Source organism: Mesorhizobium temperatum (assembly GCF_002284575.1).
GTDB classification, from domain to species: Bacteria; Pseudomonadota; Alphaproteobacteria; order Rhizobiales; family Rhizobiaceae; genus Mesorhizobium; species Mesorhizobium temperatum.
Genome location: NZ_NPKJ01000027.1, coordinates 36,295 through 58,462 on the forward strand (window position 1 = coordinate 36,295; position 22,168 = coordinate 58,462).

Genomic DNA, 22,168 nt, shown 5'->3' on the forward strand with positions numbered 1-22,168 from the left:
GCCTTCTCCCTGCGCGCTCCTTAGTGAAACGAGCACCTCCGCTCCTCGATATGGGCGACGAACTCATGCTCGAAATGCGCCAGTGCCGCCCGCAGCCCCATAGCCGCGCCGTCGCCAAGAGCGCAGAACGTGTTGCCGAAAATGCCCTTGCAGAGCGCCTCCAGCTGTTCCAAATCGTCCGGCGCGCCCTGTCCCGCCTCGACCCGGCGCAGCACTTTCACCACCCAGTTCAGCCCTTCGCGGCAAGGCGTGCATTTGCCGCAGGACTCGTGATGGAAGAACTCGATGATCCGGGTGGCGACCTTGACCATGCAGGTCGAGTCGTCGATCACGATCACCCCGGCCGAGCCAAGCATCGAGCCGGCCGCAGCCAGCGAGTCGAAGTCCATCCCGACGTCCAGCCCGCGCTCCGGGATCAGCGGCGCCGAGACCCCGCCGGGGATCACCGCCTTGATCCTGCGCCCCGGTGGCGGCCCGCCGGCGCGGTCCTCGACCAGTTCACGCAGCGATATGCCCATCGGCAGTTCGTAAAGGCCCGGTTGCCGCACGTGCCCGCTGAGGCAATAAAGCTTCGGACCGGGGCTCTTGTCAGGGCCGATGCCGCGAAACCAGTCCGGCCCCCGCGCCACAATATGCGGCACGCAGACCAGCGTCTCGACATTGTTGATCACGGTCGGGCTGGCGTAGAGCCCCGCGACCGCCGGAAATGGCGGTTTCAGACGGGGCTGCGCCCGCTTGCCTTCGAGCGAGTCGAGCATCGCCGTCTCCTCGCCGCAGATATAGGCGCCGGCGCCGCAATGGATGTGCACGACGAAATTGAAATCCAAGCCCAGAATCCGTGTTCCCAGATAACCCTTCGCATGGGCCTCGGCGATCGCCTGCTCCAGCCGCCGGATCGCCAGCACGTACTCCCCGCGGATGTAGAGATAGGCGGTGTCCGCCCCGATCGCGTAAGCGCTGATCGCCATGCCCTCGATCAGCTGGTGCGGATCACGCTCCATGATGATCCGGTCCTTGAACGTGCCCGGCTCGCCCTCATCGGCGTTGCAGCACAGGTATTTCGGCTTGTCGGCCCGTTTCGGCACGAAGCTCCATTTCAACCCGGTCGGGAATCCGGCTCCGCCGCGACCGCGCAGGTTCGATTGCTTGACGAGGTCGATGATCTCGTCGGGCGTGTACTGGCGCAGCGCCTTCGCCAGCGCCTGGTAGCCGCCGCCGGCCTCATAGCTCGAAAGCAGATGGCCATCCGGCACGTCCATGTTTCTGAGAAGGACCGGTTCGAACATGGCGGCTATTCACCCGGCGGTCCTGCGGCGGCGAGTTCGGCGCCAGTCGCTTGCCCTGCCGCCGCGCGCAGCCTGTCCACGAGCGCGTCGATCCGCGCAATGTCGAGGTCGCCGTGATAGTCGTCGCCGACCTGCATCACCGGGGCCATCTCGCAAGCGCCGAGGCATTCGACGGTCGAAAGCGTGAACAGCCCGTCCGGGGTCGTGCCGCCCTTTTCGATCCCCAGCACAGTCTCCAGATGCCTCAGCAGGTCCTCGGATCGGCGCAGCATACAGGATAGGTTGTCGCAGAGTTGCAAGTGGAACAGACCCACCGGCTCGGTATGGAAGAGGGTGTAGAAGGTCGCCAATTCGTAGACCCAGACCCGCTCGACACCGAGGATGTCGGCGACCTCTTCCAACACCGGGCCGGGCAGATGGCCATGTTCCTTTTGCGCGATCAGAAGCGCGGGCATGATCGCCGAGCGCTGGTCGGGATACCGCGCCGCCGCCGCCTCGATCTGTTCGCGCATGTTCATCGCGTCCAAAATCCCCTGCTACTTGTCCACCTCGGCCATCACCGGGTCGAGGCTGCCGAGCACGGCGATCATGTCCGCCAGGTAGCGGGCATTGCCGACCCCGAACAGTCCCTGAAGGTTGACGAACGACGGTGCCCGCACTTTCATCCGGAACGGTTTTTGCGACCCATCGCTGATGATATAAAACCCGAGCTCGCCCTTTGGCGCCTCGATCGCCGAATAGACCTCGCCCTTCGGCACCTTGAAGCCATAGGCCGATAGGTCGAAATGCTGGATCAGCGCCTCCATCGAGCAGTGCACTTTGTCCTTGTTCACCGGGAAAGCGATTGTCGGCATATCGATCTGGAACGGCCCCTCGGGCATCTGGTCGAGGCATTGTTCGATGATCCGGACGCTCTCGCGCATCTCCTCGACCCGGCATCGCCAGCGCGCGTAGCAATCGCCCTCGTCGCGGGTGATGACGTTGAAGTCGAGCCGGTCGTAAATCTCGTAAGGCTCGTCGCGGCGGATGTCCCAGTCGACGCCCGAGGCCCGCAGGTTCGGGCCACTCAGGCCAAGGTCGATGCCGTCCTCGGCTGAGATCACGCCGATCCCCTGCGTGCGCTTCAGGAACACCCGGTTGTTCTCGACCAGCCGTTCATAGTCGCGGATCCGGTTCGGGAAGATGTCGCAGAACTCCCTGATCTTGGGGAAGAACCCGTCGGGCAGGTCCTCGCGCACACCCCCGACCCGGCAGAAGGACGTGTGCATCCGCGCCCCGCTGATCATCTCCAACAGGTCCATGATCATTTCGCGCTCGCGCATGGCGTAAACCAACGCGGTCATGGCGCCCAGGTCCATCGGCAACGCGCCGGTGATCAGGAGGTGACCAGAGATCCGCGCGAGTTCGGCCATCAGCACGCGGATATATTGCGCGCGGATCGGCGCTTCGATGCCCAGGAGCTTCTCCACCGCTAGCGCAAAAGCGAGGTTGTTCGAGGGCGGGCAGAGGTAGTCGAGCCGGTCGGTTAGTGGAAAAATCTGGGTGTAAGTGAAGCTCTCGGCCAGCTTTTCGGTGCCGCGGTGGAGGTAGCCGATGTGCGGGTCCACGCGCGCGACATACTCGCCGTCCAGCTCAAGGACGAGCCGCAGCACCCCATGCGTGCTGGGATGCTGCGGGCCGAGGTTGAGAAGCACCTCCTTGGTCTGGAGCGCTTCGCCCTCTGGCCTCGTCAATTCCGTGACTTCAGTCATCTCAAGTCACCGTTCCCGGCGTTCTCCCTGCGGTATGTCCCTGGTGGCAAGGTCGGGCTGCGTCGGCGGCGGGCCTTCCGCGCCAAACGGGTTCAGCGTATCCTTGTAGCCGCGAAGCGGAAAGTCCTTGCGCTGCGGGAAACCCTCGAATCCTTCCCACATGTAGATTCGGCGCAGGTCGGGATGGCCGTTGAACCTGATCCCGTACATGTCCCAGGCCTCGCGCTCGTGCCAGTTGGCGGTCCGCCACACCCCCGTCACCGACGGGACCCGCGGCGGATCGCCGAGGCGGCATTTGATCCGAACGCGCCATTTGTTCGGCAGCGAATAGAGGTGGTACACCGCCTCGTAGCGCAGCGTTTCGGGATAATGGTCGACCCCGCAGATGTCGGACAGGAAATCGAACCGCAGCGCCGGATGGCCCTTCAGGAATTGGCAAAGCTCGATGATCATGTCAGGCGGTGAGGCGAAAGCGTGAACCCCATGCGAGAAGCCAAGCTCCTCGATTTCCCCCCCGAAACGTTCCGCGATCAGGGTGCGGATGAGGGACGTCTCCACGCTCATGAGGCTGCAACCCGATCCAGAGGCGTCCCGGCCAGCGCGCGGGACCTCTTGATCTTCTCTTGGAGCAGAAGGATGCCATGCATCAGTGCCTCGGGCCGCGGCGGGCAGCCGGGCACATGCACGTCCACCGGCACGAAAGTCTCCGCCCCCTGCACCACGGCGTAAGTGTTGTAGACCCCGCCCGAGATCGCGCAGGTCCCCATCGCGATGACCCAGCGCGGCTCCGGCATCTGGTCATAGAGCCGGCGCACGACTGGCGCGAATTTCCGCGTCACGGTGCCGGCGATGATCATCACGTCGGACTGGCGCGGCGAAGGCCGGAACACCACGCCGAACCGGTCGAGATCGTAGCGCGCACAACCCGCCGAGATCATCTCGATGGCGCAGCAGGCGATGCCGAAGGTCTCGGGCCAAAGCGCCGACCTTCGGCTCCAGCTGATCACGCTGTCGGCCGTGGTGAACAGCACGCTGTCGCGGATTGCGTTGTTTACTCCTCCCATCCTAACGCCCCCTTCAGCCAGGCGTAGGCGAAGCCCACAAGAAGCAGCAACATGAAGACAAACATCTCGACATAGCCGACCAGTCCGATCTCTTTCAGGACGACAGCCCAGGGAAAGAGGAACATCGCCTCGACATCGAAGACGACCAGCAGGATCGCGAGGATGAAGAACTGCACCCTGAAGCGGCCCCCGGCGGCCTCGCCGGCCGGGTCCATACCGCACTCATAGGGCATGTTCTTCGCGGGATAGGGGTTGGACGGGCGCAGGAGCGAGGAGACGAACAGCGTCGCCACGGCCACCAGGACAATTCCGGCGACCATGAAGAGAACCGGCAGGAATTCCATTCCAGTCATGTCGCGCTGCCCCGGTCACCCACCGAGGGCTTGCTCAAGCTGCGACCGACCAATCTTCTGGCCGGCGGTGCGGCCCTCGTGCAGCGACTAGGGCATCCTTTCGTACGCTCCAAGAGTATTCCGTTGGCCGGTTCATTGCAAATCCAATCGTGGTCAACCGCCGAACACGGAACTCTGGGCAAGCCTCAGAAACCACGCCGGAAATAGTCCGATGCCGATGGTGCCGGCGGCGGTCAAGGCGAGTGTGGCGCGGACCGAGGGCGACAGCGCCAGGTCGAACGCGCGCTCCGGCTCGCGCATGTAGATCACCATAACTATGCGGATATAGAAATAGGCGGCGACGGCGCTCAACAGCACTGCAATCACCGCCAGTATGACGAAACCCCGCTCGATGAGCGCAACCAGCACGTAGAACTTGGCGAAGAACCCGGCCGTCGGCGGAATGCCGGCCAGCGAGAACAGATAGAGCAGCATCAGAAGCGCCAGCCCGGGATGCGACTTGGCGAAACCCGCGTACTCCTCGATGACCTCGCCTGAGAAATCGCCGTTCCGCATCATGATGACGGTGCCGAAGATGCCGAGGTTCATGAACGCATAGATCAGCAGGTAGAGCATTACGCTGGCAATCCCGTCCGCACCGCCGGCCACCACGCCGAACATGGCGAACCCTGCATGGGCAATGCTGGAATAGGCCAAGAGGCGCTTGAAATTGTCTTGGACCAGCGCCACGAAACTGCCGAGCGCCATCGTCACCACAGCAATGACCGCGACGATGATCCAGGCGTCCGAGGCTGCGACAAGCGGGTTGAGGAACACCCGCAGGATCACCGCGAACGCCGCCGCCTTGGGGCCTACTGACATGAAGGCGGTGATCGTCGTCGGGGCGCCTTCATAGACGTCCGGCACCCACATATGGAACGGCACCGCGCCGACCTTGAAGACCAGTCCCGCGACGATGAAGACCACCGCCAGCAGCAATCCGGGATCGAGCGGATCGCCGGTCACCGCCGCAGCCATCCCGTCCAGCTGCGTCGTGCCGGTGAGCCCGTAGACCAGCGAAACGCCGTAAAGGAAAATCCCGGTCGAGACCCCGCCAAGGATCACGTATTTCAGCGACGCTTCGTTCGACCGCCGCTGCTGCCGCAGGAAGCCGGTCAGCACATAGGTGGAGAGCGCCATCAGTTCGAGGCCCACATAGATCGACAGGAGGTCGGTCGCCGAGGCCAAGATCATCATTCCCGAAAGCGCGAAGAGCAGCAGGACATAGTATTCGCTGCTCCCGATCTTTTCGATCTCTGTATATTTTCGCGAAAGGAGGAATGTCAGAACGGTGGCTAAGTAGAACAGGACCTTGAAGAAGACCGCGAAGGGGTCGGCGATGAACATGCCCGTGTAGGCCGGCCGCACCTCTCCCGCCAGCATGAGTGTCGCCAAGCCGGCTATCAACACGACCGCGACGGAAGCCCAGACAAGGAAATGTCCCTGCCCCTTCCGCACAAGCTGTCCCAGGATCAGCAATATGCAGGCCCCAGCGACCACCACGATCTCGGGCAGGCTCGCGAGGATCGACTGGAAAAGCGCGGCGGCGGTCATTGAGCGCCCCCGTCACCGTGCACCTGCGCCAGCAGATGCCTCATCGAAGCGTCGATGATGTCGAGAAAGGGTTTCGGATAAAGCCCGACCCACAGCACGAAGACGGCCAGTGGCACGATCGCCACCAGTTCGCGGGCGTTCACGTCGCGTATCTTGAACCGCAAGTCGACGCTGGCCGGACCGAGCGCGACTTTCCTATACATGCCAAGCAGGTAGGCCGCGCCCAGCAGAGCCCCCAGAACGGCGGCGGCGCCGACAGCCAGATTGGCCGCAAACGCGCCTGACAGCACCAGCAACTCGCCCACGAACGAATTCGTTCCCGGCAGCGCCATCGACGACAGGGTGAACAGCGCAAGAAACCCGGTATAGACCGGCGCCGCCTTCATCAGCCCGCCATAATCCGCGATGCTGCGGGTATGGGTCCGCTCGTAGATCAGGCCGACGAACAGGAACAACGCGCCCGTCGTTACGCCATGATTGAACATTTGCAGGATGCCGCCCTCGAGCCCGCGGAGGTTCAACGTGAAAATCCCCAGCGTCACGAAGCCCATGTGGCTGATGCTGGAATAGGCCACCAGCTTCTTGAGATCATCCTGCGCCAAGGCAAGCAACCCGCCATAGACGATCGCAAGCGCCGAAAGGGCCAGCATCAGCGTCGAATAATGCACCGACGCCTCCGGCAGCATCGGCAGCGAGAACCGCAGGAACCCGTAGGCGCCCATCTTCAGGAGCACTCCGGCGAGGATGATGCTGCCCGCCGTCGGCGCTTGCACATGGGCGTCCGGCAGCCATGTATGGACCGGGACCATCGGCACCTTGACTGCGAAAGCGATCAGGAAAGCAAAGAACAGCCAGGACTGAACCCGGAACGGCAAATCCTGCGCCGTCAGGGCGAGGATGTCGAAGGTCTCGCCGCCGTGGAGATAGAGCACGATGACCCCGATCAGGAACAGAAGGCTGCCCGCCAGCGTGTAGAGGAAGAATTTGAACGCCGCATAGACCCGGCCGTCGCCGCCCCAGACGCCGATGATCACGTACATCGGGATCAGCATCGCCTCCCAGAAGACGTAGAACAGGAACAGGTCGAGCGCGCAGAAAACCCCCAGCATCAGCGCCTGCATGGCCAGCAGGCTGACCATGAACTCCTTCACCTTGCGGTCGATCGCGACCCACGAGGCGAGCACGCAGATCCAGCCCAATAGCGCAGTCAGGAATACAAAGAGCGCGCTGATTCCGTCGATGCCAAGCGCGTAAGTGATTCCGAGCGCGGGCACCCACGGGCGCGTCTCGGTGAACTGCATCTCGTGGGTAGTGGTGTCAAAGCCGGCCAGCATCACGATGCAGAGAGCAAAGTCGAGGACGGTGACGCCCAGCGCCGTCCACCGCACCGCATCGTCGTTGCGGAGAAACATCACAACCGCTGCCCCGGCGGCGGGCATGAACACGATGAGGCTAAGCAGCGGGAACACCATCGCACCCTACTGCCACGCCACGGCGAAGACGGCGATGGCTGCGATCACACCGACGATCATCGCCAGCGCGTAATGGGTCACGACGCCGGTCTGCAGCTTGCGCAGCGCGCCGCCACCGCGCAGGATCGAGCGGGCGACGCCGCTCACGACGGCGTCCACACCGTTGAGATCGATCCGCAGTCCGGCCCGTGCGGTCCCGTGCAGGAAGGGCAGCACCGCGGTCTCGGACACGTCGCTCACCGCCTGCTCGTAGCGCGCCAACGGTTTTTCGGCGAGCCACATGAAATGCCGCGCGCCTTTGCGGTAGAACCAGTCGGTGTCGAGGCTGATCGTGTTCTCGGGGTCGAGCGCCCTGAGGAACAGCACGAAGCCCAGTGCGGTGAACATCAGCACACCGAGGCTCTCGGTGACATGGACGCCGGTGTAGGGTTCGAAGTCGACCCGATAGGGCAGAAGCGCGTAAATCGGCTGGGGGAAAACCCCGATCGCAATGCAGAGCACCGCCGCCATGCCCATCGCAACGAGCATGTTGCGGGGCGGCTCGCGCGCCTGAAGCCCCCGGTCGGTGCCGAAGAACATGTAGTAGGGCAGCTTCAGCCCGGTGTGCAGGAAGGTTCCCGACGACGCCATGGTGAGCGCTAACACCACCAGCGCGCGGTGGTCCTGCCCAGCGGCGGCGACCACCATCGACTTGGTGACGAAGCCCGAGAAGAACGGAAATGCCGAGATCGCGAAGGCGCCGACCATGTAGAGCGCCACGGTCAGCGGCATGGTCCTGTAGAGCCCGCCGAGCTCGGTGAGCTTGCGCAGCCCGGTGACATGGATCACCGCCCCCGCGCCCATGAACAGGAGCGCCTTGTAGAGGATATGCGCGAAGGCATGGCTAGTGGCCCCGTTTACCGCCATCTCGGTGCCGATGCCGACGCCCGCCACCATGTAGCCCACCTGGCTGACGATGTGATAGGCCAAGAGCCGCCGGCAGTCGTTCTCCAACACCGCGTAGATGACGCCGTAAAGCGCCATCACCGTGCCGAGCCAGACCAGAATCTCGGTCCCCGGAAACGTCCGCGCCAGCACGTAGACGGCAGTCTTGGTGGTGAAGGCGCTCATGAACACCGCCCCGGTGACGGTCGCCTCCGGGTAGGCGTCGGTCAGCCAGGCGTTGAGCGGCGGCACCGCGGCGTTGAGCATGAACCCGGCAAGGATCAGGTAGGCGGCGACGCCCATCCCCCCCTCGATCGGGCCGAAGAGCAGCGAGCCGGTGGCGAGCCCGTGGAGAATGACGCCGCCGAGCAGGGCGACGCCGCCGGTGATATGGACCATGAGATACCGAAACCCGGCACGGACCGCCGGCCCGCCGCGCTGGGCAAAGACCAGATAGGCAGAGGCAAACGCCATACCTTCCCAGAACAGGAACAGGGTCAGGTAGTCGCCGGCAAACACCACGCCGAGCGCGCTGCCGACGTAGACGAACGCCGCCACATGCTCTCCGGCGCGCGTCAGGTGCAGCGCGTAGACCATGCCGATCAGCGCCATGATAGTGAAAACGGTGGCGAAGACGATGCTCAACTTGTCGACCTTCGCGATCAGGAGTTCCTGCCCGATGAACTGCGCCGCACCGTAGCTGCCAGGCTGCATCGTGAAAACGGCGAGGATCGCCAGCGCCGGGATCAGCAGCAGATAAGCCTTGCGGATTGACCCTTTCAGGAAGGGGATCGGCAGGGCGCCGAGAATGAATAGGACGGCGGGATGGACGAAGTCAGTCATAATAGTCCTCGCGCCGCATCAGCCCACCCTGATGGCCGAGGAACTTGGAAAATAGGATCAGCAGCACGCAGGAGCCGAAGCCGTAGACGGCCGACCAGCCGGGCAGGCGGTCCCACAGGTATTCGGCGTGTTCGCGGAAGACCAGAAAGTCTGCGATGACGATCAGAACGAGCACGAGAAAGAACAGCCAGCGGCGCTGCTTCGCATATCGCCTGTCACCAAAGAAATCGACGACGCGCTTGATCATCTGACCACTCCTTCCGCCAGGGCGAGGAAATAGCCGGGGAAGATGCCCATCGACACCGACAAAATGGCGGTCGCGACCAGTGGGATCGTCACCATCGGAATTTCATGGACCGTTGCCGGCCACTCCTGTGCATCCGTCCCGAAAAAGGCGACATAGCTGACCGGCAGGAAATAGGCGGCGTTCAGGACCGAACTCACCAAGAGAACGATCAGGAACGCGATCTCCCCCGCCTCCACCGAGCCCAGCGCCAGATACCACTTGCTGACGAAGCCCGCAGTCGGCGGTACCCCGATCATGCTGAGCGAGCCGACGAAGAACGCCCCCATCGTCCAGGGCAGCCTGCGGCCGATGCCGGCCATGTCGCTGATGTTCCGCTTGCCAGACGCGCAATAGATCGAACCGGCGCAGAAAAAGAGCGTGATCTTGGCGAACGCATGCGCCGCAATGTGGATGATCCCGCCGACCGTCGCGACCGGCGACAGTAGGACAGCTCCAAGCACGATGTAGGACAGCTGACTGACCGTCGAATAGGCGAGCCGCGCCTTCAGGTCGTCCCGCGTCAGGGCGTAGATGGACGCCATCAGGATCGTGAACGAGACCAGATAGGCCGTGGCGAGGCCGAGCCCCAGCCCGTCTAGCAGCCCTGCGCCGAAGACATGGAACACCACCCGCAGCACGCAGAACACACCCATCTTGACCACTGCAACCGCATGCAAGAGCGCGCTGACCGGTGTCGGCGCCACCATCGCGGCAGGCAGCCAGGCGTGCATCGGCATCACCGCGGCCTTGGCGAAGCCGAAGAGATAGCAGAAATAGATGACCGTCAGCAGAGACGCCGAGGCATCGACCCCCGCCAGCAGCCCCCCCGCCACAAAGTCGAGCGACCCGGCAATGTGGTAGGTCAGGGCCAGCGCGGCAAGAAGCAGGCTTTTCGACGCGCCCATCAAATAGACGAGGTACTTGCGGCTGCCCGCCCATCCCTCTTCGTCCTCGTGGTGGTAGACGAGCGGATAGGTAACGAGGCTGAGCACCTCGTAGAAGATCACCAGCGTGAATAGATTGGCTGCGAAGGCGCCCCCGACGGCCGCCGCGAGGCTGGTGGCAAAGCAGGCGAAGAACCGGGTCTGCGCGTGCTCGTTCAAGTGCCGCATGTAGCCTATGGAATAGATCGCCGCCACAATCCACAGCAGCGACGAGACGGTGGCAAACACCATGCCGAGCGCATCGACCCGGAAAGCGAAGTCGATCCCCGGCAGAATCTCGAACAGGCGAAAATCCACCGTGCCGCCCGCCAGCACCGTGGGCGCCATTGAGGCGACAATTGCAAACATGGCGATCGCGGCCAACGGCGAGACGACATCGCGGAGTTTTTCGCGGTTGTTCAGAAGGAGAACTGCAAGTGCCGCCAGACCTGCGACGGCGACGGCAAGCAGCGGCCGGATCGATATCACCGGGTCCAAGCCGCTATCCCTTCATCATCGTCACGTCGTCGACCTTGAGGGTGGGCTTGTTCCTCACGAGGGCGACCAAGATGCCGAGAGCGACGGCAACCTCCGCCGCGGTGATTGCGATGACGAAGATCGCGAAGATCTGCCCGCGGAAGTCGTCGTAGTAGTGCCCGAAAGCGATGAAATTGATGTTGACCGAGTTGAGCAGCAGCTCCAGCGACATCAGCACGACCAGGATGTTGCGCCTGAGCAGCACGCCCGCCGCTCCGATCACGAACAGGACCACTCCTAGCACGATATACCACCAGAGCGGCACCATCACCTCGGCTCTTTCCGCGCCAGCATGATGGCGCCGACCAGGGCCGCCAGCAGGATGACGGAGGCGGTTTCAAATGGCAGGAGATAGTCGGCGAAAAGCGTCGTGCTGAGCTGCCTGATCTCGCCACCGGTGCGCATAGCGACGGGCTCCGTGACCGAAAAGCGGTCGCTCCAGAGCACCAGCGCAAGCATCTCGAACCCAAGCACGACGAGCAGCACCAGAGCCGGCAGGTTGCCGCCCGGCAAGAACCGCTGCAACACCGCTTCGCGCACATCGATCATCATGATCACGAAAAGGAATAGGACCATGATCGCGCCGACATAGACGAAGATCTGGATGACCGCGAGCAACGGCGCCTCGAGCAAGACGAAGATCGCCGAGATCTGCAGGAAACACGCCATCAGCGCCAATGCGCTGTGAACCGGATTCCGCGCCAGGACCACGGTCAGTGCCGTGATCACGGACGCCGCAGCGAACAGAAGAAAGAAGGCCTGATCCATCGACGCCGACCCTCCGCCGCGATCTGTCACTCGGCGCAAGACGGCCGGATTTGAAGATAGCTGCGCTGCGCACTTCAGATGCGTCCACAAATTGTGCCCTAGTATCGGATTTTTCTCAAGATTATATGGTTTGGCGCTACGTTACGCCCAAGTCTCAGCATCTGATTCTGTGTGCGATTCCCGCAGCCTGCTTATCCGTGATTCAGGCTGCCGAAGGAGGTTCGGCACGGGATCAGAAACCCTGAAAAAGGACGTCGCGCCCGGGGCGGCGGGCCTTCGGCGAGCTTACCCCGCCCAGATGTAGTGAATAATCTCTTCGGCCTCGCGCTCGACCTCCTCGATTCGCTTCTTCACCACGTCGCCGATCGAGACGATGCCGTCGAGTTGGCCGTTCTTCACCACGGGCAGGTGGCGGAAGCGGCCTGTGGTCATGATCTCCATGACCTGGTTGATCGTGTGGTTCTCGGTGCAGAGGTTGACCTTGGCGGTCATTGCGTGACGGACACTCTGCTGCAGGGCCGCAGCCCCATGCTTGTCCATGGCGCAGACGATGTCGCGCTCGGACACGATGCCGACCACCTTGCGATCGCCATTGGTAACGACCAGTGCGCCGATCCCGTGCTCGGCGAGCCTGTTGATCGCCACGGCGAGCGTCTCGTTCGGGCCGATAGTCTCGACGGCTCGACCCTTGTCCTCGAGAATCGCTTTGACGTTCATGGCTTCCTCCAAGCGCTGCTACGCTCCAGCCCTCCCCCTCTCTCACTCTCGGTGCATGTCTGCCCCATCGTGCGCCGCGCGCCTTCATATTTCAAGTCCGACTTGCGCGCTCAGGCACCAGTGCTTCCTGGCGGTAGGCCTTCATGATTGGCTCACGCAAACCGCCGCCTGCTACAGGGGTCGCCTTGCCGGTGGCGCCAGTCGATCTCTGTTGCCAGCCGCCGGGTAATGGCTGTCGCGTGGCGGCACCAAGGCGGTCAGAACCCGGACTGACGCCGGAGCCATTTTTCCGACTCTTTGCCGAAAAAAATCGAACAATATCATGCGGTTATACGTTTAAGGTGGTAGTGGGAGCGCGCTACCGCCTTTCCCCACACCCAATGACTTGCCAGTTCAGGCTTCGTTGCTGCGGTTGAGTAGAGCCATCTGCTGGCAATCAATCCAGGGGTCAGTAATCGAATCTCTTCGGGCGCGCCAGATATCTTAAACGAATCAAAACCAGCGCTTTTGTCCGGTGTAGAAAAGGCAGCTTCGCGCCCAATGTCGGCCGTTGAGGTGACCGTTGCTACTGCTGAAAGCGGACATTGTTGGCGACCAGTCCGGAGATCGCGGTTGCGCAATTTGCTGACTTTGCCAGTGATGCAGCGAAAGTCGCGTCTCGGACCTCTTTGCAGACATTGGCACGTGCGGACCAATCCTTGCGCGCGAGTCTCGGACTCGACTCGGTCAAGGCGTAAGCCCAAAGGCTAGCCGTATCCCGCCGTTACTCGGGTTTGACGGGCCACGGCCAATCGCCGATCTGGGAAGATGCAGGTTCGAGATTGGGTCGTTGGCAGGAAAGTGCGATCTCCGCTGACGCGCCTTCCTGGTTCGTTGTTACTTGGCAGCCCGGGTGGTAGAATGACGATGAGTTCAGGCAAAATAGCTTTATCATATTCGAGCGTCATGACTTTCGTGCCGCGCGCTGCAGCCGCTGCGATGAGTATTTTATGGAGAGGACAGCCGTGACAGTCCCAGAGGACGATTTTTTCGTCCTCTCGAGCTTGCCGCCAAGTCGGGCGCAAAAGCAGCTCGCTCTTGTTTTTGTGCTTGGCCTGTTGGCCGTCTACGTGTTGATCACTGTTAGTCCGCTCTCGGGCATCCATCTGAGCCGGGTCGACGCCTTCGTCCCGGCCTACGCGACGGCGATGTTCGTGAACGATTCGATCACCGCAATCCTCCTGTACACTCAGTTTTCCATCCTGCGCGCACGTGCCACGCTCCTGATTGCAAGCGGATATCTGTTTACAGCGCTCATGCTGATCCCGTTTGTCCTGGCGTTTCCAGGTCTGTTCGCGCCAAAGGGCGGCCTGGTGGGCGGCATGCAGAGTACGTCATGGATCTACTTTTTCCAGCACGCTGGCTTTCCCCTATTTGTCATAGGCTATGCCCTCTCAAAGGGCTCGAACCCCAGCAAACGATTTCGGCAGGGTACCGTGCGTGCGGAGATTATCCTCAGTATTTCCCTGACCGCAGCTGTGGTCTCGTTAGCGTCCTTTTTTTTCATAGCAGGCGAAGCGTTATTGCCGCGCGTGACCCTTGATTCCACTCGCCTTAGCCCGGTGTGGCCCTATGTGGGCGCGCCCGTCGCGTTGCTAAGCATCGCCGCCATCGTCGTGCTCTGGATCCGGCGACACTCAATGCTCGATCTTTGGTTGATGGTCGTCATGCTCTTATTCTCGATAGAGATACCTTTAAGCTATTACCCCGATCCGGCTCGCTTCAGCCTTGGCTGGTATACCGTCCGCATCTTCGGAGTTCTGTCCAGCGGTCTCGTTCTTATGGTTCTGCTTCACGAGATAACGACCCTTTATACGCGGCTTCTCGGAGCGGTCCGTGGCCAGCGTCACGAGCGCGAGGCGCGACTGGTAACCGGCGACGCAGTCGCAGCCACGGTTGCGCATGAAGTCAAACAACCCCTATCTGGCATGATAACGAGCGCCGATGCCGGCCTGCGCTTTCTCAGTCGCTCGATGCCCGATCTGGAGGAAGCAAAGGACGCATTCAAGCAGATTGTCGCCGGTGGTCATCGCGCGGCAGCGGTGATCGACGGAATTAGAACGATCTTCAGGAAAGAAGACCGCAAGCGAGCTCCGCTCGACCTCAACAGCCTTATCGGGGAAACACTCGCCCTGGTGCGAGAGGGTCTGGCGAAACACCGGATAATGGTCGAAGCCGAGCTGGACGAACGCCTGCCGCGGGTAACAGGCGATCGAATCCAGCTACAGCAGTTGCTTGTAAACCTGATCACGAACGCCATCGATTCCATGGCCGCGGTCGGCGGGGCGCGGGTGCTGTCCGTGAAATCCAAGTTGCATGACGATGGCCACGTAACGGTTTCGGTTGCGGACACTGGAACTGGAATCGGTCCGCAAGACGCGGATCGAATATTCAACCCGCTCTTCACGACAAAGCCCGACGGCATGGGGATGGGCCTGTCGATCTGCAGATCGATCGTGGAAGCCCACGATGGGCGGTTGTGGGCGGCCCCGAACACGCCCCGGGGTGCCATATTTCATTTTAGCGCAATTCGCTCTGTCTCCGCATGACGAGGACGTCGCGCGAACAGGAGGTGATGGCGCTCGTCGCTACCGGCTTAATGAACAAACAGATCGCCGCTCACATCGGCCTCAGCGAGATTACGGTTAAGATTCATCGCGGCCACGCGATGAAGAAGATGCGTGCGAAGTCGCTCGCGGACCTGGTCAAAATGGCCGAAGCACTCGGTATCGGCCGGGAAATGTCCCCGTAGCCTCATATCTATGTATGACTTTCGAACACAGCTGACTCGTACCATTGTCGGTGCGCATTGATGGGCCAATCGCTTGCCAGACACCCCCGTTATTTCGATCGTCGACGATGACGAATCCATTCGAAGCGGAACTACGAGTCTTGTACGGTCGCTTGGGTTTGTCGCCCACGCTTTCCCATCCGCACGTGCGTTCTTGCATTCGGAACAACTGGCTCAAACCTCGTGTCTGATTTCGGACATCCAGATGCCGGAGATGAGCGGAATCGAGTTGCACGATATCTTGCGCACGCGTGGACATCACACGCCCATCATTTTCATCACGGCCTTTCCCGATGAAAAGGCGCGAGCTCAAGCGTTGGTTCGAGGCGTCGTCTGCTTTTTGAGCAAGCCTTTTGACGGCGACACGCTGTCTCGCTGCCTCGACATTGCATTGAAAAACAATGCCGGTGAGAGCGACTAGCGCGTCGCTGATCGCTGTGCGCGATCAGGCTCGGCAGACCGCAAAGTCCAATCGTAGAATCGCATCGCCTTCAACCGAGGGACGCTCGGGCCCGTCAGGGCCTATAAACTTAGGTATGACCGCCATAAACGAACACGCGGTCACGACCAACCTACGTCCGATGGAGCGCGCACTGGAGTGAGAGCACAACTAAAGTGTTCAACCACTCTAATGGCATCGCGCAACGAAGGAGACTGATCATGTCCACGGCATCACCGGCGCCAAATCGGCGCGAGTTTCTTGCCACATCGGCCACCGCATTGCTTGCCACTTCGGCAGGCGCTGCCGCGTTCAACTTCACCTCGTCTCAGACGGTGGCCGCGGCCGAAGCCAGTTCAATCCGCTCCTTCACCATCAGCTTCCCGCAGGAGGAGATCGACGAGCTACGCCGCCGCATCGCTGCCACGCGTTGGCCCGAGCGCGAATTGGTCTCCGAAGGAGCTTCTCGGCGGACTTCGGCGACGTTGGCGGCAGGCGACACCCAAGGCGTGCAACTCGCCACAATGCAGAAGCTCATCCAGTACTGGGGAACCGAGTACGATTGGAACAAATGCGAGGCGCATCTAAAGTCGCTACCGCATTTCATCACCGAGATCGACGGCCTCGACATCCATTTCATCCACGTGAAATCCAAGCATCAGGGGGCGCTGCCGATCATCATCACGCATGGCTGGCCCGGTTCGGTCATCGAGCTGCTGAAGGTTATCGATCCGCTCACGAACCCCACGGCACATGACGGAACCGCGGCCGACGCGTTCGACGTGGTGATCCCGTCTATGCCGGGCTACGGCTTTTCCGCCAAACCGACCCAACCCGGCTGGGATCCGATACGCATCGCGAAAGCGTGGACCGTGCTGATGCAGCGCCTCGGGTACGACCGGTTTGTCGCACAGGGCGGCGATTGGGGGGCCCTCATCACCGAACAGATGGCTCTGATGGCGCCTCCCGAGTTGATCGCCATCCACACCAACATGCCAGCGACCATTCCGCCCGAGATTGTGAAGGCGCTTGCCGCCGGCAGTCCGCCTCCCGCTGATCTCGGGCCCGACGAAAAGCGTGCTTACGAACAGGTCGCCTTTTTCTACAAGTTCGGCCTGGGCTACGCCAACGAGATGGCGCTTCGTCCGCAGACGCTCTACGGGCTCGTCGATTCACCGGCAGGCTTGGCGTCATGGATTCTCGATCACGACGCGGACAGCTATGCGCTGATCGCCCGCTCCTTCGATGGAGAGCCGGAGGGCCTTACCCGCGACGATATCCTCGACAACATCACGCTCTATTGGCTGACCAACACGGCCATCTCGTCAGCCCAGCTCTATTGGGAACACCGGCAAACGGCGAAGGCGGGCTTCTTTGACGCCAAGGGCGTCACCATTCCCGTCGGCGTGAGCGCCAACCCCAGTGAAATCTATACCGCGCCGAAGAGTTGGACCGAACGTGCGTTCCCGAAGCTTCTGCATTACGGCCGCCCGCCCAAGGGCTGCCACTTCGCGGCATGGGAACAGCCGAAGTACTTCACCGATGAGCTGCGCGCATCATTCAAGACGTTGCAGACGTAAAGCGCTGAGCGGGGATGGCGCGCCGGACATGCACGCCATCCGCCGCTTGGCGATTAACCCCCGTAGCGAATCTCCAAAAGGAGAGCCTGCAATGAAACTCATCATCAAGACGCTCGCCGCGGTCGCGGCTTGCACCGTGTTCGCCACGGATATGTTCGCTCAGAGCACGGTTGTTGCCGTCGACAAGGAACCCCCGCCCAAGCTGATCGTGGAGCCGCCGCTTCCCGGTCCGTTGGCTCAGGGCGTCGTGTTTATCCCCTACCGGGTGGAGAACTTGCAAATTCTGCCTGTGGGCGGGCCAGCCGCAAGCAATGTGTCTCCGCGGGTCGGGCACCTGCACATCACCGTCGACGACCTGCCCTGGCAATGGGCGGATTACGGTCAGAGCAACACCATCATCCTGGTGGGCATGCCGCGCGGCCAGCACAAGGTGCTGATCGAGGCAGTGGACCCCGAAGGCAAGGTCTTTACCGGACAAACGGTGACGTTCGACGCTCCGGGCAAGGAGATTCAGCCATGAAGCTCCACACACTGGCGGCTGCGCTGGCATTCGGATTTTGCGTCCTTTCTGCCTTGAGCCAAGCCAATGCGGCCGAAGATCGCTCGATCAGGCCCTTCAAGGCTCAGGTGCCGCAAGCGGCGCTCGAGGACCTTCGCCGGCGCATCGCCGAGACACGGTGGCCCGACAGAGAGACGGTCAATGACCGGTCACAGGGCATACAGCTTTCGAAGATCAAGCCGCTCGTCGAGTACTGGGGCACCGGCTACGACTGGCGAAAGGCCGAGGCCAAGCTCAACGCCCTGCCTCAATTCATGACGACGATCGACGGCGTGGACATTCACTTCATTCACGTCCGCTCGCGCCATCCGAACGCCATGCCGCTGATCATGACGCATGGCTGGCCCGGCTCGGTGTTCGAGCTGCTCAAGACCGTAGGCCCGCTGACGGATCCCACAGCTCATGGCGGGCGAGCGGAGGACGCGTTCGATCTCGTCCTGCCTTCGATGCCGGGATATGGCTTCTCCGGCAAACCGACAGAGACAGGTTGGGGACCTGATCGCATCGCACAAACCTGGGCGGAGCTGATGAAACGCCTGGGTTATACCCGCTACGTCGCACAGGGTGGCGACTGGGGCTCTCCCGTCTCGAGCGCGATGGCACGCCAGGCGCCGGCAGGTCTGCTCGGCATTCATATTAACCTGCCGGCGGTGGTGCCGCCCGAGATTGCCGCGGTGCTCGCCGTAGGCGGGCCAGCACCAACGGGACTCACGGACAAGGAACGCGCAGCGTTTGACGCGCTCAGCGCTGCAGCCAAGATGGGGAACAGATCCTACGCTACGATGATGGGCACCCGGCCGCAGACGATCGGCTACGCCATCAATGACTCTCCCACAGGACTCGCGGCGTGGATGCTCGGACATCCGGGCTTCTCACGCTGGACATACGACAACAGCGATCCCGAAAAGTCCCCGGACGAGGTGCTGGATGACATTACTCAGTACTGGCTGAGCAACAGCGCGACCTCAGCAGGGCGGCTGTACTGGGAGTACGGTGGACGCAGCGTTGTTTTTGCGGCCGTGGAGCGGACCCTCGAGATCGCGCTGCCGGTGGCCATCACGGTCTTTCCGGAGGAAACATATCTGGCCCCGGAGACGTGGGCCCGGCGCGCCTATCCAAACCTGATTTACTTTCACGAGGTCGACAAGGGCGGTCATTTCGCCGCCTGGGAGCAACCCGAACTGTTTTCTGCCGAGTTGCGTGCGGCGTTCCGACCGCTCCGACAAGATTTCTGAGGCGCGTACCAGGCGCCAGCCCGGGCGCGTTCAACGCTCAACAGGTTAAACCTAAGGAGATCGACATGAGCAGCACTATTCTGGCGCATAGCGAAGACCCGATCGAAACCCCCGGAACGCGCCCCCTCGACATGAAGCTCGAGGCCGTAGTCATCCCCGTTTCGGACGCCGCACGCTCCAAGCAGTTCTACGAAGGCCTGGGCTGGAGGCTCGACGGCGATTTCGTCGTCGGCGACACGTTCCGGGCGATGCAGTTCACGCCTCCGGGCTCGCCGGCCTCGATCCATTTCGGCACCGGCCTCACGCCGGCCGCGCCTGGCTCCGCAAACGGGCTTTTCCTCGTCGTGTCGGACATCGAGGCGGCGCGCGCCGAACTCATTGGCCACGGCGTCGAAGTCAGCGAAGTATTCCACCGCGCCGGTCCGGGCAAGCCAGCGGTCAGCGGCAGGCATCCGGAACGGCAGAGCTATTCCTCTTACGCAACCTTCAAGGATCCAGACGGCAATGAGTGGCTGCTGCAGGAGGTCACCACCCGGCTCCCTGGCCGGATTGACCCCAACACCACCAACTACGCTTCCGTAGCGGACCTTGCTGCTGCCATGCGGCGCGCGTCGGAAGCTCATGGCGAACACGAGAAGCGCAACGGCGGCCAGCGCGACGAGAACTGGCCGTATTGGTACGCCGAGTACATGGTGGCGGAGCAAACCGGCAAGCCGCTGCCACTTTGAGAAATTAGGCGCGCGCGTTGCGCCCACTCCTGTGCGCGCGCCAATTTCGATCATACCCAGAGGCGTCACGATGAAAACAAACAGGCTGTTGGCAGCCGCGGCGCTCGTAATGGCAATCGGCGCATCGATTGCAGGTTTTCTAGGAGATACGAATATGACGCGTCCGATAACCTCCGAACAGACAGAGGTTCCGTTCCTTCACGGCCCTTCCGCCGGCGCTGTTGCAGGTCAATCCGAGCTCGCTTCTCTCGAGAGTGCGGACGAGTGGATAAATTCCCCGCCCCTGACGGCATCGGCTTTGCGCGGCAAGGTGATCCTTATCGATTTCTGGACCTATACCTGCATCAACTGGCTGCGCACGCTGCCCTATGTCCGAGCGTGGGAGGAGAAGTATCGCGATCAAGGTTTGGTGGTGATCGGCGTGCATTCACCCGAGTTCTCCTTTGAGAAAGACCTGAACAACGTACGTCGGGCCGCGAAGGATTTGGCAGTCGATTACCCGATCGCGGTAGACAACGGCCATCTCATATGGCGGGCCTTTAACAACCAGTATTGGCCGGCGCTCTATTTCATCGATTCGCGGGGACGTGTTCGGCATCATCATTTTGGCGAGGGCTCATACGAGCAATCGGAAAAGATCATCCAGGAATTGCTGGCCGAGACTGGAGTCGACGGATTTGAACGTGAGCCCGTCTCGGTAAATGCCCGCGGGTTCGAAGCGGCGGCCGATTGGGACAGCCTCAGGTCTCCAGAAAATTATCTCGGGTATGATCGCACCCAGAACTTTGCGTCCGGCGGGAAACCGGTTTTGGACAAGCCGCGCATCTACGAAGTGCCAGCTCGATTGAGCCTGAACGAGTGGGGGCTGTCTGGCAGTTGGACGGCAAGGAAGGAAACCGCCGTACTGAACAAGCCCAATGGCCGCATCGCGTATCGTTTTCACGCCCGCGATCTTCATCTCGTCATGGGGCCGGCAGCGACGGGAACTTCCGTGAGATTTCGGGTGCTGATCGACGGACAGCCGCCAGGCGCTGCTCACGGAATTGACATTGACGAAAAAGGCGAAGGCACGGTGACGGAGCAGCGCCTGTACCAACTGATCCGCCAACCGCACCCCATCGTCGATCGCCAGTTCGAGATCGAGTTTCTCGACTCGGATGTGGAAGTCTTCGCATTCACGTTCGGCTGATTGCCTGCGCAACGATAGAGGTTCCCTAATGCATTCGCTCAAGATCCCGGATGGGATCGACCAAGATCGCCGCCGGTTCTTAGGCACCGCCGCGATGGCTGTCGCAGCCACTCAGCTCGGTCTGATCGCTCCGGCAGCAGCACAGCAGGCAACCGAAGAGCCAGCAACATCTTTCGGGCTGTTGAATCAGATCGACGCCGGCGTGCTGAGCGTCGGCTATGCCGATATAGGACCCGCTGGCGGCCCCCCGGTCATCCTGCTGCACGGATGGCCATACGACATCCACACCTATGTCGATGTCGCGCCCTTGCTTGCGTCGAAGGGATACCGCGTGATCGTGCCGTATCTGCGCGGTTATGGCACGACGCGCTTTCTTTCAAGCGCGGTCCGAAACGGCCAGCAATCGGCGATCGCGCTCGACATCATCGCCTTGATGGATGCTCTTAAGATCGACAAGGCAACCATCGGCGGTTGCGACTGGGGCGCTCGAACAGCCTGTATTGTCGCGGCGCTGTGGCCGGAGCGCTGTAGGGCTCTGGTTTCCGTGAGCGGTTATCTGATCGGCAGCCAGGAGGCCAACAAGATGCCGCTGCCGCCGAACGCGGAGCTGCAATGGTGGTACCAGTATTATTTCGCAACCGAGCGCGGCCAGGCCGGCTACGAGAAATACACGCGCGATTTCGCAAAACTCATCTGGCAGATCGCCTCGCCGAAATGGACCTTCGACAACGCGACCTTTGACCGCAGCGCGGCGGCCTTCGACAATCCGGATCATGTCGCGATCGTGATCCACAACTATCGCTGGAGGCTCGGCTTGGCCGAAGGCGAGCCGAAATATGGCGATCTCGAACAGCGGCTTGCCAAGTTTCCCGTCATTACCGTGCCTGCCATCACCTTGGAGGGTGACGCTAATGGAGCGCCACACCCGGATCCCAGCGCCTACGCCAAAAAATTCTCGGGCCGATACGAGCACCGGACGATCAACGGCGGCATCGGGCACAATTTGCCGCAGGAAGCTCCGCAAGCCTTCGCCAAAGCTGTCGTCGAAGCCGACGGTCATTGATCGGCCTATAGGCGCCGCTGGCAATGGA

At 61.8% G+C, this 22,168-nt stretch carries 22 protein-coding genes and 1 pseudogene; 9 read left to right on the top strand and 14 right to left on the bottom strand.

Translation table 11 applies throughout. The features are described from left to right. Window positions 1–20: 20 nt before the first annotated feature. The 14 genes from nuoF to CIT26_RS08125 all read right to left on the bottom strand — a co-directional run bounded on the left by nuoF (window position 21) and on the right by CIT26_RS08125 (window position 12,517). Window positions 21–1,286: an NADH-quinone oxidoreductase subunit NuoF gene (gene nuoF, locus CIT26_RS08060; protein WP_095492094.1), complete on the bottom strand. Its 1,266-nt coding sequence runs from the start codon at window positions 1,284–1,286 to the stop codon at window positions 21–23. Window positions 1,287–1,291: 5 nt separating this feature from the next. Beyond that, window positions 1,292–1,804 (bottom strand): NADH-quinone oxidoreductase subunit NuoE, encoded by a 513-nt coding sequence (locus CIT26_RS08065; RefSeq protein WP_095492116.1) that lies wholly within the window; start codon window positions 1,802–1,804, stop codon window positions 1,292–1,294. An 18-nt stretch (window positions 1,805–1,822) separates the two neighbouring features. Beyond that, window positions 1,823–3,037 carry an NADH dehydrogenase (quinone) subunit D gene (gene nuoD / locus CIT26_RS08070; RefSeq protein ID WP_095492095.1) on the bottom strand — a complete coding sequence of 405 codons (1,215 nt, stop codon included), beginning with the start codon at window positions 3,035–3,037 and terminating at the stop codon, window positions 1,823–1,825. Window positions 3,038–3,043: 6 nt separating this feature from the next. Then, window positions 3,044–3,601 (bottom strand): NADH-quinone oxidoreductase subunit C, encoded by a 558-nt coding sequence (locus CIT26_RS08075; RefSeq protein ID WP_095492096.1) that lies wholly within the window; start codon window positions 3,599–3,601, stop codon window positions 3,044–3,046. Then, a complete protein-coding gene (locus tag CIT26_RS08080; protein WP_095492097.1) occupies window positions 3,598–4,101 on the bottom strand; it encodes a NuoB/complex I 20 kDa subunit family protein in 504 nt (167 codons plus the stop codon). The genes CIT26_RS08075 and CIT26_RS08080 overlap by 4 nt, the downstream gene beginning before the upstream one ends. Next, window positions 4,089–4,454 (bottom strand): NADH-quinone oxidoreductase subunit A, encoded by a 366-nt coding sequence (locus CIT26_RS08085; RefSeq protein ID WP_095492098.1) that lies wholly within the window; start codon window positions 4,452–4,454, stop codon window positions 4,089–4,091. The genes CIT26_RS08080 and CIT26_RS08085 overlap by 13 nt, the downstream gene beginning before the upstream one ends. Window positions 4,455–4,607: 153 nt before the next feature. Beyond that, entirely contained in the window at window positions 4,608–6,047 is a 1,440-nt protein-coding gene (locus tag CIT26_RS08090; protein WP_095492099.1) for an NADH-quinone oxidoreductase subunit N, read from the bottom strand. Beyond that, window positions 6,044–7,519, bottom strand: coding sequence for an NADH-quinone oxidoreductase subunit M (locus CIT26_RS08095; RefSeq protein ID WP_095492100.1), 1,476 nt, complete (start codon window positions 7,517–7,519; stop codon window positions 6,044–6,046). The genes CIT26_RS08090 and CIT26_RS08095 overlap by 4 nt, the downstream gene beginning before the upstream one ends. Window positions 7,520–7,525: 6 nt before the next feature. After that, complete coding sequence (locus tag CIT26_RS08100) at window positions 7,526–9,286, bottom strand: Na(+)/H(+) antiporter subunit D (protein ID WP_095492101.1); 1,761 nt, start codon at window positions 9,284–9,286, stop codon at window positions 7,526–7,528. Beyond that, the gene (locus CIT26_RS08105; protein ID WP_095492102.1) at window positions 9,279–9,533 is read right to left on the bottom strand and encodes a hypothetical protein; all 255 of its coding nucleotides are present in this window, start codon (window positions 9,531–9,533) and stop codon (window positions 9,279–9,281) included. The genes CIT26_RS08100 and CIT26_RS08105 overlap by 8 nt, the downstream gene beginning before the upstream one ends. Next, entirely contained in the window at window positions 9,530–10,993 is a 1,464-nt protein-coding gene (locus tag CIT26_RS08110; RefSeq protein ID WP_095492103.1) for a monovalent cation/H+ antiporter subunit D family protein, read from the bottom strand. The genes CIT26_RS08105 and CIT26_RS08110 overlap by 4 nt, the downstream gene beginning before the upstream one ends. Before the next feature lie 4 nt (window positions 10,994–10,997). After that, window positions 10,998–11,300, bottom strand: coding sequence for an NADH-quinone oxidoreductase subunit NuoK (gene nuoK / locus CIT26_RS08115; RefSeq protein WP_095492104.1), 303 nt, complete (start codon window positions 11,298–11,300; stop codon window positions 10,998–11,000). Continuing rightward, on the bottom strand, window positions 11,300–11,800 hold the full coding sequence (locus CIT26_RS08120; protein ID WP_095492105.1) for an NADH-quinone oxidoreductase subunit J family protein: 501 nt from the start codon (window positions 11,798–11,800) through the stop codon (window positions 11,300–11,302). Before CIT26_RS08120 ends, nuoK begins: the two co-directional genes overlap by 1 nt. Window positions 11,801–12,085: 285 nt before the next feature. Further along, the gene (locus CIT26_RS08125) at window positions 12,086–12,517 is read right to left on the bottom strand and encodes a CBS domain-containing protein (RefSeq protein ID WP_095492106.1); all 432 of its coding nucleotides are present in this window, start codon (window positions 12,515–12,517) and stop codon (window positions 12,086–12,088) included. 1,004 nt (window positions 12,518–13,521) lie between these two features. On the opposite strand from CIT26_RS08125, the gene CIT26_RS08130 reads away from it, so the two are divergent. The 9 genes and pseudogenes from CIT26_RS08130 (at window position 13,522) to CIT26_RS08170 (ending at window position 22,140) form a co-directional block, all read left to right on the top strand. After that, complete coding sequence (locus CIT26_RS08130; protein WP_095492117.1) at window positions 13,522–15,105, top strand: sensor histidine kinase; 1,584 nt, start codon at window positions 13,522–13,524, stop codon at window positions 15,103–15,105. Further along, window positions 15,105–15,308, top strand: a pseudogene (locus CIT26_RS08135) (response regulator transcription factor); the annotation flags it as partial. The gene CIT26_RS08130 and the pseudogene CIT26_RS08135, both read left to right, overlap by 1 nt. 73 nt (window positions 15,309–15,381) lie before the next feature. Then, window positions 15,382–15,768, top strand: coding sequence for a response regulator transcription factor (locus tag CIT26_RS08140; RefSeq protein WP_095492107.1), 387 nt, complete (start codon window positions 15,382–15,384; stop codon window positions 15,766–15,768). A 239-nt stretch (window positions 15,769–16,007) separates the two neighbouring features. Continuing rightward, a complete protein-coding gene (locus tag CIT26_RS08145) occupies window positions 16,008–17,366 on the top strand; it encodes an epoxide hydrolase family protein (RefSeq protein WP_095492108.1) in 1,359 nt (452 codons plus the stop codon). A gap of 91 nt (window positions 17,367–17,457) precedes the next feature. Beyond that, entirely contained in the window at window positions 17,458–17,886 is a 429-nt protein-coding gene (locus tag CIT26_RS08150; protein ID WP_095492109.1) for a DUF6130 family protein, read from the top strand. Then, window positions 17,883–19,160 carry an epoxide hydrolase family protein gene (locus CIT26_RS08155; RefSeq protein WP_095492110.1) on the top strand — a complete coding sequence of 426 codons (1,278 nt, stop codon included), beginning with the start codon at window positions 17,883–17,885 and terminating at the stop codon, window positions 19,158–19,160. The genes CIT26_RS08150 and CIT26_RS08155 overlap by 4 nt, the downstream gene beginning before the upstream one ends. Before the next feature lie 65 nt (window positions 19,161–19,225). Next, complete coding sequence (locus CIT26_RS08160) at window positions 19,226–19,888, top strand: VOC family protein (protein ID WP_095492111.1); 663 nt, start codon at window positions 19,226–19,228, stop codon at window positions 19,886–19,888. Between the two features lie 70 nt (window positions 19,889–19,958). Further along, window positions 19,959–21,077 (top strand): thioredoxin family protein, encoded by a 1,119-nt coding sequence (locus CIT26_RS08165; RefSeq protein ID WP_245319247.1) that lies wholly within the window; start codon window positions 19,959–19,961, stop codon window positions 21,075–21,077. Window positions 21,078–21,105: 28 nt separating this feature from the next. Continuing rightward, window positions 21,106–22,140: an alpha/beta fold hydrolase gene (locus CIT26_RS08170; RefSeq protein WP_425350329.1), complete on the top strand. Its 1,035-nt coding sequence runs from the start codon at window positions 21,106–21,108 to the stop codon at window positions 22,138–22,140. The last annotated feature ends 28 nt before the right edge of the window (window positions 22,141–22,168 follow it).

Bases quoted from the DNA above. Each gene is read 5' to 3' on its own strand.
- nuoF (WP_095492094.1), bottom strand. From the start codon at position 1,286: ATGTTCGAACCGGTCCTTCTCAGAAACATGGACGTGCCGGATGGCCAT.
- CIT26_RS08065 (WP_095492116.1), bottom strand. From the start codon at position 1,804: ATGAACATGCGCGAACAGATCGAGGCGGCGGCGGCGCGGTATCCCGAC.
- nuoD (WP_095492095.1), bottom strand. From the start codon at position 3,037: ATGACTGAAGTCACGGAATTGACGAGGCCAGAGGGCGAAGCGCTCCAG.
- CIT26_RS08075 (WP_095492096.1), bottom strand. From the start codon at position 3,601: ATGAGCGTGGAGACGTCCCTCATCCGCACCCTGATCGCGGAACGTTTC.
- CIT26_RS08080 (WP_095492097.1), bottom strand. From the start codon at position 4,101: ATGGGAGGAGTAAACAACGCAATCCGCGACAGCGTGCTGTTCACCACG.
- CIT26_RS08085 (WP_095492098.1), bottom strand. From the start codon at position 4,454: ATGACTGGAATGGAATTCCTGCCGGTTCTCTTCATGGTCGCCGGAATT.
- CIT26_RS08090 (WP_095492099.1), bottom strand. From the start codon at position 6,047: ATGACCGCCGCCGCGCTTTTCCAGTCGATCCTCGCGAGCCTGCCCGAG.
- CIT26_RS08095 (WP_095492100.1), bottom strand. From the start codon at position 7,519: ATGGTGTTCCCGCTGCTTAGCCTCATCGTGTTCATGCCCGCCGCCGGG.
- CIT26_RS08100 (WP_095492101.1), bottom strand. From the start codon at position 9,286: ATGACTGACTTCGTCCATCCCGCCGTCCTATTCATTCTCGGCGCCCTG.
- CIT26_RS08105 (WP_095492102.1), bottom strand. From the start codon at position 9,533: ATGATCAAGCGCGTCGTCGATTTCTTTGGTGACAGGCGATATGCGAAG.
- nuoK (WP_095492104.1), bottom strand. From the start codon at position 11,300: ATGGTGCCGCTCTGGTGGTATATCGTGCTAGGAGTGGTCCTGTTCGTG.
- CIT26_RS08120 (WP_095492105.1), bottom strand. From the start codon at position 11,800: ATGGATCAGGCCTTCTTTCTTCTGTTCGCTGCGGCGTCCGTGATCACG.
- CIT26_RS08125 (WP_095492106.1), bottom strand. From the start codon at position 12,517: ATGAACGTCAAAGCGATTCTCGAGGACAAGGGTCGAGCCGTCGAGACT.
- CIT26_RS08145 (WP_095492108.1), top strand. From the start codon at position 16,008: ATGTCCACGGCATCACCGGCGCCAAATCGGCGCGAGTTTCTTGCCACA.
- CIT26_RS08150 (WP_095492109.1), top strand. From the start codon at position 17,458: ATGAAACTCATCATCAAGACGCTCGCCGCGGTCGCGGCTTGCACCGTG.
- CIT26_RS08155 (WP_095492110.1), top strand. From the start codon at position 17,883: ATGAAGCTCCACACACTGGCGGCTGCGCTGGCATTCGGATTTTGCGTC.
- CIT26_RS08160 (WP_095492111.1), top strand. From the start codon at position 19,226: ATGAGCAGCACTATTCTGGCGCATAGCGAAGACCCGATCGAAACCCCC.
- CIT26_RS08165 (WP_245319247.1), top strand. From the start codon at position 19,959: ATGAAAACAAACAGGCTGTTGGCAGCCGCGGCGCTCGTAATGGCAATC.
- CIT26_RS08170 (WP_425350329.1), top strand. From the start codon at position 21,106: ATGCATTCGCTCAAGATCCCGGATGGGATCGACCAAGATCGCCGCCGG.